Raw genomic sequence first — 12,476 nt, 5'->3', positions numbered from 1 at the left:
AAGGTAGGTCGTCCCATGATCAATCAATCGATTCAACTGTCGTTCCGCCAAGTCCGGGCACTCGTCGAACATACCCTGTTGCTGTTCAAGGAGCTCGATCAGCAGCTCGCGAACCGCGGATATGAACCCGTTTTACCAGATGTCGTTCAAACGGAGCACGGTCTGAGCATCCATCAGACAAAAGAAAGTGCCGAGTCGCTCGTCCCGCATTTTCTGACACGGACCTATGTCCGACAACAGGAAAAATCACCGCAACACGGGTTACTTGTGTCCGTGCAGTATACACATCCTCTTCATGAACGGTTCGATCCCGTCGTCCTTGTCGGTGACGTCACGTTCACACATTCGAAGCATACACAAAAAGTGTTGCGTGAGAAATCCTGGCTTTTGAAGTATGCCGCTTTTGAATCGACGATTGCGCGGGACTTCGTCGCTGATGGAACACGTCATACGACACAACCGATTGAGGAAATCGAAGAATTAATCGTTTGGGGACACCCGTTTACGGAGATGCGTGACATCGATGATGTGAAACGGTTGGCTGAAGAGATGATTAGTCGCCACCTCGAGCCGGGAACGATGTAACAAAACAAGCTTCTCTTCCTTTTGCAGTGAGGAAGAGAAGCTTGTTGTTTTTCTCGAAATAATCGGCAATATGTCCGCTTTTAAGAAAAGATGGAATGGGGGCGTTCAAGATTGTACAAGGAGACGTTCGATGGCTGCCGTCAAGTCCGTCGGATTCGTCTTTGGAGAAAAGCGTGTCACTTCACCATCGCGTGTCACGAGGAATTTCGTGAAGTTCCACTCGATGTCTGTCGCACCATCCGTCGTCGGTGCGTGTGCTTTTAATTCTTCGAATAATGGATGGGCCTGCTCACCGTTGACATCGATTTTTGAGAAGACCGGGAACGTTACGCCATAGTTGATTTGACAGAACGACTGAATTTCTTCATCCGTCCCGGGATCCTGATTCGCGAACTGATTACACGGGAAACCAAGCACGGTTAGTCCTTGCGAGCGATAGTCCTGATGCAACTGCTCAAGTCCTTCGAACTGCGGCGTCAAGCCACATTTACTTGCGGTATTGACGATGAGCCACGCTTGTCCCGGATACTCACGTAAAGACGTGTTCGTTCCATCAACACGTTGAAATGAATGATCTTGTAACATCTCAATTCCTCCTTTTTTACTACCTGTTCAGTGTAACAAATCCGATTTCTCGTCGTCTTCTGTCGCTACTCGTGAGATGACAGAAACATCACAATCGAGTGTCAACGGCGCTTTTCATGTCAATCTTTGTTACGATAAAAGAGAATATGGAAGGAAAGGAGAGATGCCACATGAGAAAAATGTTGAAACAATCGCGGTTCGTCATGATCGCGACGCTTTGTCTCGTCCTGGTCGGTAGTTGTATTACGTTACTGACGCTTGGGTTCGAACGCGATATTGTGATTCTTGTTTCTGGAGTGGTTGCCCTATGGGTGACGATGCTAGCTCCTTTGACGGTCCATGCCAAAATGAATCAGCAATCATAATCATTGTTCGTTCATGAAACCACGAAACGATTCAATCCAAAATGGCGGGATTCCATTTTAGATGAAAGAATCGATTTTCGTGGTTTTTTTTCTTCTATAGCATTGTACGAAAAACGCTATTTTTCGAAAGTAAGTCATTAAAAAATCAGACTATTTTTTTTTCAATTTTTCTCTTTACAACCCGAAATAATCGGAGTAATATCCATCTCATCAACGAACACTAACATGTTAATGCTTCGATCTCAAAGTACGCCGAATTCATGATTGAAGCGGGGGACCCAACCGTCACGAACCGTGACACGGGGTGAATCCTTTCCGACTGGGAAAGGTAGGGCGAAATCCTAGGTATGCCCGAATCCGACAGCTAACCTCGCAGGCGTTTTAGGAGGGAACGACTCTTTTTCAGTATGCCAAGTTTTAAAGGCGATGCTGGGGCCGTTTTTTGCCTCACATCGTCTTTTTGTCGTATCTAAATGTAAAAAAATTGAATAATATGGGGGTAATTTCATAATGGGAGACTTATGGAGTCTAGTATTGCTTTTCTTTTTCTTCGGTACGACGCTCGGAATGATTCATCTGATCGAACGCACAAAGTGGAGAGCAGGTGACCGAAAATGACATGGTTTTTACTGGCGACGGGCTGCCTCGTCTTCTTGTATCTCGGTTATTGTCTGATGTATCCAGAAAAATTCTAATCGCATAGGAGAAACAAACACATGTGGACTCAATTCATGATCCAATTTTGGATCCTACTCGTCATCGCACTCTGTGCAGCAGTCTTGCTTGGTCGTTATATCGGAATTTACTTTGCACCGGTTGCGGAGCGCCGGGGGGATAAAATCGGTAAAATCGAGCGACGCTTGTTACGCATCCTCGGAGTGGACGAAAAGAAGCACGATCAATCGTGGGTCGGTTATTCGAAAAGTTTATTACTCGTTAATCTGTTCTTTTTCATCGGTGGGTATTTGTTACTTCGTTTCCAAGGCAGTTTGCCGCTCAATCCAAACGGTGCCGCTAATCTCGACTGGTCGACGGCGCTGCATACGACGATCAGTTTCATGACGAACACCGATCAACAACACTATTCAGGCGAGGCACTCTCGTATCTCTCGCAAACGTTTGTCCTCGGAACGATGTTGTTCGTCGCTCCAACGATGGCATTCACGGTCTGTATCGCTGTCATTCGTGGTCTTGCGAACAAACCGCTCGGTAACTTCTATGCCGACTTCGTTCGCTTCATCTTCCGAATCCTGGTTCCGATTTCACTCGTCTTCGGAATGCTCATGATCGTCTTCGGTGTACCGCAGACGTTCGGAGGGGCGGTCAGCGTCACGACGCTCGAAGGAGCGAAGCAATTGATTTACCGTGGACCGGTTGCTGCGTTTGAAGTCATCAAACAACTCGGAAACAACGGTGGTGGTTTCTTTGGTGTCAATGGTGCTCATCCATTCGAGAACCCGAACCAATTCGTCAACTTCATCCAGATGTTCTTGATGTTGTTGATTCCGATGTCTCTTCCGATCGCCTACGGGAAAATCATCGGGTCTGCGAAACAAGGGCGACTGTTCCTTGGTGTGATGACGCTTCTCTTCATCATGATGACGGTCGGGATGGCAGGGAGCTTACTTGCGAATCCAACGGCCCATGGTCAGGAATTACGATTTGGTCAAATCGGAACAGCGCTCTACAGTTCGATCACGACGGCAGCTGAAACCGGTGCGGTCAACGCGATGCATGACTCACTGCATCCGCTCGCCGGATTGATTCAGCTCGGCAACATGATGCTGAACGTCGTTTACGGTGGAGCAGGTGCAGGATTCCTGAACGTCTTGTTGTACGCCTTCGTCGCAGTCTTCCTGACGGGTCTTTTAATCGGTCGAACACCAACGTTCCTCGGTAAAAAAATCGAGACGTTCGAAGTGAAGATGATTGCGATTGCGCTACTCGTTCCGCCATTCCTGATTCTCGTCGGAACAGCGATCTCGATGTACGTCGCGCCAGGCGTCGCCGGCATCTCGAACCCAGGCTATCACGGACTGTCGCAAGTCCTGTATGAATTCACATCCGCGACGGCGAATAACGGATCCGGATTCGAAGGACTCGGGGATGCGAGCGTCTACTGGAATGTCTCGACTTCATTCGCGTTGTTCTTCGGACGCTACATCCCATTGATCTTGATGCTTGCGATCGTGGGTTCGCTCAAAGCGAAGCCATCGGTCCCGCAAGATGAGTTTTCGTTTAAGACAGACACACCACTCTTCGGAACAGTCTTCCTCGGTACGGTCGTACTCGTCGGTGCATTGACATTCTTGCCAGTGCTCGTACTTGGACCGGTCGCGGATTGGCTGACGATGTGAACAGGAGATAAAAGCATATGATGGAACGAATCATGCATCCGACGCCTGAGGAACACCAACCGAACGGACAGCCGGAACAGCAGAATAAATCAGCAATCAACGGCTCGATCGCGCGTCAAGCGACGATCGATGCCTTTAAAAAATTAAATCCCGTCAACATGGTCAAACAACCAATCATGTTCGTCGTCTGGATCGGTTGTTTGCTCGCAATCGGCTATACGATCTTCATTGACGAGATGCGTGGCTTTAACTTGACAGTCAGCATCATTCTCTTCCTGACGGTCTTGTTCGCGAACTTCGCGGAATCGATCGCCGAAGGACGCGGGAAAGCCCAAGCGGACTCACTGAAAGCGTCAAAAGCAGATGTCATGGCACGTAAACGTGTCGGACAACTGATTCAAAGTGTCTCGTCTGCGACACTACGTAAAGGTGATATCGTCTTCGTCCGGGCAGGGGAGTATGTACCGGGTGACGGTGAGATCATCAAAGGACTTGCTTCGATCGATGAATCAGCGATTACGGGGGAATCTGCACCCGTCATCAAGGAAGCGGGCGGTGACTTCTCGTCAGTCATCGGTGGAACACTCGTCGTCAGTGACGAAATTGAGGTCCGGATCACGAGTAACCCAGGAGAATCATTCCTCGATCAGATGATTGCCCTCGTCGAAGGGGCAAGTCGTCAGAAGACACCGAACGAACTGGCGTTATCAACGCTGTTGACGAGCTTAACGCTGATTTTCTTACTTGTCGTCATGACACTCCCCGTCTTTACGAACTACCTTGGATTCGATCTTTCGGGTCCGATCTTGATCGCCTTACTCGTCTGTTTGATTCCGACGACGATCGGTGGTTTGTTGTCCGCAATCGGAATCGCCGGAATGGACCGCGTCACGCGCTTCAACGTCATCGCGATGAGCGGGAAGGCGGTCGAAGCAGCAGGCGATATCCAGACGATCATCCTGGATAAAACGGGAACGATCACGTTCGGGAACCGGATGGCGTCGGAGATCACACCGGTCGGTGGACGTACTGCCGAGCAGGCGTTCGAGGGGGCGATCCTCGCCTCACTCGCTGATGAGACACCGGAAGGACGTTCCGTTCTTGAACTCGCTGAACTTCGCGCGATGCCGGTGGAACAACGCTGGTTAGATGGTGCAGAGATCGTACCATTCCGCGCAGAGACACGGATGTCCGGACTCGACTTAAGAGATGGACGCCGTGTGCGGAAAGGGGCGGGACAAGCGATTCAAGAATGGGTCAAGGAACAAGGGGGAACGATTCCGAGTGATTTGCAAGAACAAGTCGATTCCGTCTCTCGTCTCGGTGGAACACCACTCGTCGTCGCGATGGATGCACAGATTCTTGGTGTCATCTATTTGAAAGACACCGTCAAACCGGGCATGCGCGAACGATTCGATCGATTGCGTGAGATGGGGATCAAGACGGTCATGTGTACGGGAGACAACCCGTTGACGGCAGCAACGATCGCCCGCGAAGCAGGCGTCGATGATTTCGTCGCGGAATGTAAGCCGGAAGATAAGATCCGGGTCATCCAGCAGGAACAAGCAGCCGGTCACCTCGTCGCGATGACAGGAGACGGGACGAATGATGCACCGGCCCTCGCTCAGGCAGACGTCGGCCTCGCAATGAACAGCGGGACGCAAGCGGCAAAAGAAGCGGCGAACATGATTGACCTCGATTCGAACCCGACGAAAATCATCGAAGTCGTCGAAATCGGGAAACAGCTCTTGATGACACGAGGGGCGTTGACGACGTTCTCGATCGCAAACGATGTCGCGAAGTATTTTGCGATCATCCCGGCAATGTTCATGGTGGCGATTCCGCAGATGGAAGTGCTCAATATCATGCGTCTTGATTCCCCGACGAGTGCGATCTTGTCCGCCTTGATCTTCAATGCGATCATCATTCCGATGTTGATTCCACTGGCGATGCGAGGAGTCACGTACAAACCGATGACAGCCGATCAATTGCTCGGTCGTAACTTACTGATCTACGGTCTTGGCGGTGTCGTCGTTCCATTCATAGGTATTAAAATCATCGATGTCTTGCTTGCAAGCATCCTCTAAGGAGAAAACGAATCATGAAACAAGCCATTCGTGTGACGATCTTCGTCGCAGCGTTATGCGGGATCGTCTTTCCCGCTTTGTTGACCCTGTTCGGTCAACTCCTCGTACCGGATAAAGCAGAAGGTTCTTTAGTGCAGGAAAACGGAAAATTCATCGGATCGGAATTGATTGCCCAGCCGTTCACGTCGAAACAATATTTTCACGGACGTCCATCAGCGGTCGATCAATTAGCGGGATCGTCTGCTGGGGATAACCTAGCCGCATCGAACCCGGAGCTTGGCACGAAGATGGCGGAATTGCAGAAACTGGATCAAACGGACGGCGCTTCGCTTCCGGACGATGCCCTCGTGACATCCGGTTCTGGCTTCGATCCGCACATCTCAGTCGATTATGCTTTGGTTCAGGCGAAGCGTATCGCAACCGCACGCGACCTGTCGCGTGAAGAAGTACGGAAGTTGATCACGAAGGAAGCCGGGACGCATGATTACGTCAACGTCCTGCGCTTGAACCTGGCACTGGATCGGAGTAAGTCATGACACGGGGAAAGCTGAAGCTCTACATCGGCTCAGCTCCTGGTGTCGGCAAGACGTATAAGATGCTTGCCGATGCACGAACATTGACGCTTGAAGGGAAGGATGTCGTCATCGGTCTGATTGAGACGCATGGTCGAAAAGAGACGGCAGCGATGATCGGACAACTCGAACAGGTTCCGCTACTTGAAGTTGTCTATAAGGACAAGACATTCCCTGAGGTGAATGTGGACGCGATCATTGCCCGTCACCCCGATATCGTACTGATCGATGAACTGGCGCATACGAATGCGCCAGGATCGGTACGAAAGAAACGCTATCAAGATGTCGCAGCGCTGCTTGACGCGGGCATCAACGTCTACTCGGCCGTCAACATCCAGCACTTCGAGAGTCTGCTCTTTAAGGTCAAGGAAGTGACAGGTGTCGAAGTCCGGGAACGCATCCCGGATCCGTTTCTCGGTGAAGCCGATGAGATCCTACTCGTCGATGTGACGCCGCAATCGTTACGCGAGCGGCTTGAACAAGGAAAGATCTATAAGAAGGAAAAGATTGAACAGAGCTTGAATTCGTTTTTTTCGCTTCAGAATCTCGCGAGCTTACGGGAGTTATCGCTACGGCAGGTCGCGGATGAAGTCGACGATCAAGTCTATCAGTCACGTTTGTTGATCGAAAAGGATCCGGCGACGCTCCAGGAACGGATTCTCGTCTGCATCCAGCTCAATGACAACGCACGGAAGTTGATCTATCGTGGTTTTCGGATGGCGAGCCGGCTAAAGGCAGATTTATATGTGCTGACGATTCTACCGGCAGCGGAGAATCAATTGAATACGAAACAAAAGGACGTCTTAGCGATGGTACGGGAGAGCGGTGCCTTGTTCGGAGCAGAGGTATTGATCCGGATCCAAGGGGAACGCTCGATTGCCCAAGCGATTACGGCCGCCGCCAAACATCACCGCATCACGCAAATCGTCCTCGGTCAATCCGCGCGGACCCGCTGGCAGGAAATCCGACGTGGATCGATCATCAATGAAATCATGCGTCATGTCCGCGGTATCGACATTCAAATCGTCGCCGATGACATGGAACGCTAGGGGAGCCCTTCCGCGTAAATGCAGGGGTTCTCTTCGTATCATTCAAGAATAACAGTGCTTCGCAGTATTATGGAGTACCGTTCATATGAAGGCAGAGTGTAGTTTTTCTCTTAGCGAGAAAGATTGCACTTTTTTTGTTCACCTCGCATCGTTTTCCTGGGACAAGCATCGCGCCGCTTCACTTCGTTGCAGGGTCGCTCCTGCTTGTTTTTCCCTAGGAAGCAATTTCGAGTGAACAAATCGCGTTTTTTCTTCCGGGTATAGAGAGTAGAAACGAAGAAGGAAAAGGACTACTTTGTCCGTAAAAATGATGCGATTATCGATTTCATTTCGTTATGTTTTAGTAGGACGCAACCGTACATCCTTGACTCCTACAGGAAAAGGAAGTGCGGTTAGCGCTTCCGTCAGGGATGGGTGAGACCCGACAAATCGCATGGAGTGCGAGATGTCGCGACTTACCTCCCGCCTGTGGAAAGCGAGGATGTCGGAAACGTCCGCCATAAAAACGAGAGTGACGTCATTTACTTTTCAATGGATGAATATTACGAAAAAGGGGCTGACTCAAAAAAAGAATGATGCGTCTTTTCACGCCCTTTCCTCAGGCGAGACACAAGCCAGTTTTCCTGCTTTGTTGAAGCAGGAAAACTGGTCTTGTTCGTCTCTGACAACGCATAAATGCGTTTTTCCTGTAGGAGTGGCGTGTGACGCTTCATTCTTTTTATTACGAGATAAGGGGGGACAGATTGATGATCTGTTCCCCCTTATCTTTGTAGAGACTGACTTTTGAGTCAGCCTTTTGCGTGTATGTTTTTAACTATCCCTTAACGAGCGAAGACCGGGATATCAAAGGTTGCTGTGTAGCTGTCCATCTGTTGATAGAGTGAATAAATCCGCGATGTCTGTTTGACGGCCCAGCCCATATCGGTTGCATACTGATGGGTACCCGGGCGCATCGGACTCCAGCGCATCTTATACAGTGTGTTTTGCTCATATTCGTTGTGGATATATTTCGTGCTGATGAATTCAGCTCCACCGACGATGGCTGCTTCCGGTGTGAACCAGCCTTGGCTGTAAGCATACGCAGCACCAGTGTTGATGGCGTCATAATCGTATGCACCGATTCCGTACATGTTATAGACTTTACGTCCGTTCCATGTCACACCGTTTGCGAGTGTAGATGTCCCGTTACCTGTCTCAAGTAAAGCGTGTGAGATCAGATACGCTTCATTGACGCTGTATTTTTGACCGGCATCGATAAAGGCTTGACCACAACTACCGTTGCTACACTTATTGAAGATGCCTAAGCCTTTCGTGACATTGGCTAACATCTTATCGAGTGTGGCAGCGGATGCCCCGGTCGTTTTCGACAGATCGAGGAACTGATAGAACGCAGAAGAGTTCTGATCAATCTTGAGTGGATCCGCAGCCTCGCGGACATCCGTTTCAAGCGCATTCAACCACTGGATCGTCGAGTAGTTCGTAGCGCTTGAATAGACGCGCGGGTATGTCGTATAGAAACCACTGACGGACTGGTAAACCTTAATCATCCGACCGGGTTGGAACTGACCGTAGATATGTGTCGCGGTCGAAGCACCGGCGCGGATATTGAGCGGTGTCGTCGCTGTGACGGTTGCCAGTGTTCCGTTGACCGGATCTAATCCGCCGCCGAGGCGGACATAACTCGTACTGACGTACATCAGCTTGTTCTTATAGATATCCGTTTGCGGTGGCGGATTCAGTTTCATCTGGGCATTGATGAAGGTATCGAACGTGTACGGTGTCGCGACGGAGTTGTAGACGTTCAGTTTGGAAGAAGTCGTCACGAACGCCCCCTTGTAGGCATAGCCGCTTTTGCCGTCGTACGAAATTTTATACCAGTCGCCGATTTTTCCCGTAACCGTCAGGACGAGGTTTTTCGGAATCGTCTTGACGACAGTGTAGGAACTGCCGACGTAAGAACGAAGCGCAGCATCGGATGTGGCACGGACATATAATTTTTCCTGTGCTTCATACTGGATCGGTGTCGTGTTTTGACCGGTATTGACATAACCTGTCGTGCCGTCGACCGTCACTTTGTGCCATTTTGAATTCGTATATGACGTAATCAGTGACGTCGTGTAATAGACATTGCCGACGTTCAGTGTCGCAACTGTCGACGCATTTTCGTCCGGTGATGATTTGATGTTGAGTAATTCGTTCGCTAAGAAACGCGAACCGCTAATTTTTTTGGTATCCGTGTGTTGCGTGAGTGTTGCATTCGAGACATAACCCGATTTGCCGTCATGCGTGACCTTCATCCAGGAACCGATTGCCCCTGTGACCGATAGGACCGTTCCGCTTGGTACGGTTTTGACCGTGTCATAAGAGGGGCCGGCGTATGAACGGATGGCACTTGTACCTGTCGTCCGGTACTGGTGCGATGGCACGGATTGATAGGAGATCGGTGAACCATTATTGATACGAATGTAGCCTGTTTTACCGTTAACGGATAAACGGTGCCACTGTTCATTTCGTCCATTCGTGACGAGCTGGGACGTGAAGTAGACGTCACCACTTGTCAATCGTGCGATCGTATCAGCATCCGATTGGTGTGAAGCTTTGACTTCGGTTGTACCACTGACCAGGTAACGGGCAGAAGTGGACGTTTTCTTGACCAGTTCCTGTACGTTTTGTCCTGCGAGATAACCGGTTTTCCCGTCGAATGTCACGCGGTACCATGTATCGATCATGCCTGTCACCGTAATGCTCGTCCCGGCAGGAATCGTCTTGATGGTAGCGTAGCTGTTTCCGGCATAGGACCGTAAAGCGGTTGAACCGGTCGTCTGCATCGTGATGCGGTCAGATTGATAGGAAATACTGTTTCCTTTCCCAGTCGGGATGTAACCGGTTTTTCCGTCCTTGCTGACGCGGTGCCATTGCTCGCTACCGGAAGTGACCAGTTGGGTCGTGTAGTACATATCACCAGCTTGCAGTGTGGCAAGCGTTGATGCCTTAGCATCCGGTGACGCCTTGATGGCTACCGCCTGATTGAGTTCGAAACGCGAACCGGTAATCGTTTGTTTCGTTGCGAGTGCCGTAAACGTGTTGGATGCGGCATACCCTGTTTTTCCACCATAACTGACCCGGTACCATGTTCCGATTTTTCCAGAAATCCGAATGGTCGTATTGGTTGGAATCGTTTGAATCGGTGCGTAGGATGGACCGGCATACGAACGAATCGATGTTGCAGCTGTCGTTTTCATCGAAAGATTGGATTGGGCCTCATAGGAAATCGGTGTTCCTCGTCCATCTTTGATGTATCCGGTCTTTCCTTCTTTCTTAACCTGATACCAGATTGCCCCATCTGATTTCGTCACCTTCGTCTTCGTATAGTAGACGTTACCGGTACTCAGCGTAGCAAGTGTCGCACTTGAATCTGTCGGTGCTACCTTCACTGTGACCGTACCGGTTGACAGGAAACGGGTAGACGGAAGTTTCGTCGTCACGTCCTGTTTCGATGACGCTTCAAACGCTCCCTGGTGCATGTATCCGGATTGACCGGCGTACTTGACGCTGTACCATTGACCGATGCGTCCGATGACCTGTACCTTGACGTCTGCCGGAACCGTCCGGACTTTCGGGAATCCGGTACCCGCATATTGACGAAGAATGTAGGCATCGGTCGTCGTAAGTGTCGTGCTGACCTTTTGATAAGCGATCGGTGCGGCACCCGCCTGTGCATAGCCTGTCTTCCCGTCGTATTTGACCCGGTACCAGATGTCACCGTACGGATCCGTCACACGCTGCGACGTATAGTAGACATCGCCTTCATCCAGTGTTCCGATCGTCGTAGCTGTCGTGCGGGCCGCATTTTTGAGCGGTGTTTTTTGTGAAATCAAATAACGCTGTCCGGAAATGGATTGTTTCTTTTCGTAAAGTGTTAAATCTGTTGATGCGACATATCCTGTCTTGCCGGCATATGTTACCTGGTGGAAGGCGCCACTTGTTGCCTTGGCAGTGAGGATACTTCCTTTTGGAACCGTCGTCAGACTTTTCTTAAGTCCATCCGTCCGGTCGTAGAGCGGCGTGACGGCTTTCGTCTGGAAGCGTGTATCGGGAATCGTCGTCACACTTTGTTTAGACGCTCCGGCAAACGCTCCTTGATGCATGTACCCGGACTGACCGGCATACTTGACGCTGTACCATTGACCGATCCGTCCGATGACCTGTACCTTAACATCTGTCGGAATCGTCCGGACTTTCGGAAATCCGGTACCCGCGTACTGACGAAGGATATAGGTTTCGGTCGTCGTAAGTGTCGTGCTGACCTTTTGATAAGCGATCGGTGCGGCACCCGCCTGCACATAACCTGTCTTCCCGTCGTATTTGACCCGGTACCAGATGTCACCGTACGGATCCGTCACACGCTGTGACGTATAGTAGGCATCGCCTTGATCCAATGTTCCGATCGTCTTAGCCGTCGTGCGGGTCGCACTTTTGATCGGTGTCTGTTGTGAAGTGAGATAACGCTGTCCTGAAACGTTTTGTTTCTTGTCATAAAGCGTTAAGTATTTTGACGCGACATATCCCGTTTTACCAGCGTACGTCACTCTTCTGAAATATCCAGAAGCAGAGGTGTACGTGGATGAAACGACAGTTCCGGTCTTGATCGTCAACATACGTTTCCGTGAAGATGTCGTTCTGTCGTACAGATAACTATCGGTAGACAGACGATAAGTCGTCGCTTTCGTCGTAGCCGCCTGTGCTGTTGAAAACACCGGTAAAACCAGGCTGAAAACGAGGAGAAAGCTCGTGATCATCTTCAAGGTCTTCGAGAATGATGTCGTGTTCAATGTATCTTTCCTCCTAGTAGATATTCGTCCGGTTGGACGGAATC

General features: G+C 50.2%; 9 protein-coding genes and 1 riboswitch. Of the genes, 7 read left to right on the top strand and 2 right to left on the bottom strand.

The genetic code is table 11. The features are described from left to right. Nucleotides 1-15: 15 nt before the first annotated feature. Nucleotides 16-585 carry a hypothetical protein gene (locus ACRPK8_RS02675; RefSeq protein ID WP_432236791.1) on the top strand — a complete coding sequence of 190 codons (570 nt, stop codon included), beginning with the start codon at nt 16-18 and terminating at the stop codon, nt 583-585. Nucleotides 586-690: 105 nt separating this feature from the next. Here the strand turns inward: ACRPK8_RS02675 and ACRPK8_RS02670 are convergent, their stop codons facing one another. After that, nucleotides 691-1,170: a glutathione peroxidase gene (locus tag ACRPK8_RS02670; RefSeq protein ID WP_432236790.1), complete on the bottom strand. Its 480-nt coding sequence runs from the start codon at nt 1,168-1,170 to the stop codon at nt 691-693. 170 nt (nt 1,171-1,340) lie between these two features. Here ACRPK8_RS02670 and ACRPK8_RS02665 point away from each other — a divergent pair, with 170 nt between their 5' ends. The 6 genes from ACRPK8_RS02665 to ACRPK8_RS02640 all read left to right on the top strand — a co-directional run bounded on the left by ACRPK8_RS02665 (nt 1,341) and on the right by ACRPK8_RS02640 (nt 8,387). After that, complete coding sequence (locus ACRPK8_RS02665; protein WP_023469379.1) at nt 1,341-1,535, top strand: hypothetical protein; 195 nt, start codon at nt 1,341-1,343, stop codon at nt 1,533-1,535. A gap of 240 nt (nt 1,536-1,775) precedes the next feature. Then, nucleotides 1,776-1,929, top strand: a riboswitch (cyclic di-AMP (ydaO/yuaA leader). 322 nt (nt 1,930-2,251) lie between these two features. Next, a complete protein-coding gene (gene kdpA / locus ACRPK8_RS02660) occupies nt 2,252-3,892 on the top strand; it encodes a potassium-transporting ATPase subunit KdpA (RefSeq protein WP_432236789.1) in 1,641 nt (546 codons plus the stop codon). A 20-nt stretch (nt 3,893-3,912) separates the two neighbouring features. Continuing rightward, nucleotides 3,913-5,979: a potassium-transporting ATPase subunit KdpB gene (gene kdpB / locus ACRPK8_RS02655; protein WP_432236899.1), complete on the top strand. Its 2,067-nt coding sequence runs from the start codon at nt 3,913-3,915 to the stop codon at nt 5,977-5,979. A 14-nt stretch (nt 5,980-5,993) separates the two neighbouring features. Continuing rightward, entirely contained in the window at nt 5,994-6,515 is a 522-nt protein-coding gene (gene kdpC, locus ACRPK8_RS02650) for a K(+)-transporting ATPase subunit C (RefSeq protein ID WP_432236788.1), read from the top strand. Further along, a complete protein-coding gene (locus tag ACRPK8_RS02645) occupies nt 6,512-7,600 on the top strand; it encodes a universal stress protein (RefSeq protein ID WP_432236787.1) in 1,089 nt (362 codons plus the stop codon). The genes kdpC and ACRPK8_RS02645 overlap by 4 nt, the downstream gene beginning before the upstream one ends. Before the next feature lie 535 nt (nt 7,601-8,135). After that, nucleotides 8,136-8,387 (top strand): hypothetical protein, encoded by a 252-nt coding sequence (locus ACRPK8_RS02640; RefSeq protein WP_432236786.1) that lies wholly within the window; start codon nt 8,136-8,138, stop codon nt 8,385-8,387. 34 nt (nt 8,388-8,421) lie between these two features. Here the strand turns inward: ACRPK8_RS02640 and ACRPK8_RS02635 are convergent, their stop codons facing one another. Further along, a complete protein-coding gene (locus ACRPK8_RS02635) occupies nt 8,422-12,432 on the bottom strand; it encodes an SH3 domain-containing protein (RefSeq protein WP_432236785.1) in 4,011 nt (1,336 codons plus the stop codon). Nucleotides 12,433-12,476: the final 44 nt, after the last annotated feature.

The sequence above is a fragment of the Exiguobacterium sp. TDN 0502 genome (assembly GCF_050846835.1).
Lineage (GTDB): Bacteria > Bacillota > Bacilli > Exiguobacteriales > Exiguobacteriaceae > Exiguobacterium_A.
Note: the sequence above shows the minus strand (reverse complement) of the source record. Positions and strands in the feature narration are given on the sequence as shown.

Excerpts from the sequence above, each read along its gene's own strand:
- ACRPK8_RS02675 (WP_432236791.1), top strand. The coding sequence starts at position 16 with ATGATCAATCAATCGATTCAACTGTCGTTCCGCCAAGTCCGGGCACTC.
- ACRPK8_RS02670 (WP_432236790.1), bottom strand. The coding sequence starts at position 1,170 with ATGTTACAAGATCATTCATTTCAACGTGTTGATGGAACGAACACGTCT.
- ACRPK8_RS02665 (WP_023469379.1), top strand. The coding sequence starts at position 1,341 with ATGAGAAAAATGTTGAAACAATCGCGGTTCGTCATGATCGCGACGCTT.
- kdpA (WP_432236789.1), top strand. The coding sequence starts at position 2,252 with ATGTGGACTCAATTCATGATCCAATTTTGGATCCTACTCGTCATCGCA.
- kdpB (WP_432236899.1), top strand. The coding sequence starts at position 3,913 with ATGGAACGAATCATGCATCCGACGCCTGAGGAACACCAACCGAACGGA.
- kdpC (WP_432236788.1), top strand. The coding sequence starts at position 5,994 with ATGAAACAAGCCATTCGTGTGACGATCTTCGTCGCAGCGTTATGCGGG.
- ACRPK8_RS02645 (WP_432236787.1), top strand. The coding sequence starts at position 6,512 with ATGACACGGGGAAAGCTGAAGCTCTACATCGGCTCAGCTCCTGGTGTC.
- ACRPK8_RS02640 (WP_432236786.1), top strand. The coding sequence starts at position 8,136 with ATGAATATTACGAAAAAGGGGCTGACTCAAAAAAAGAATGATGCGTCT.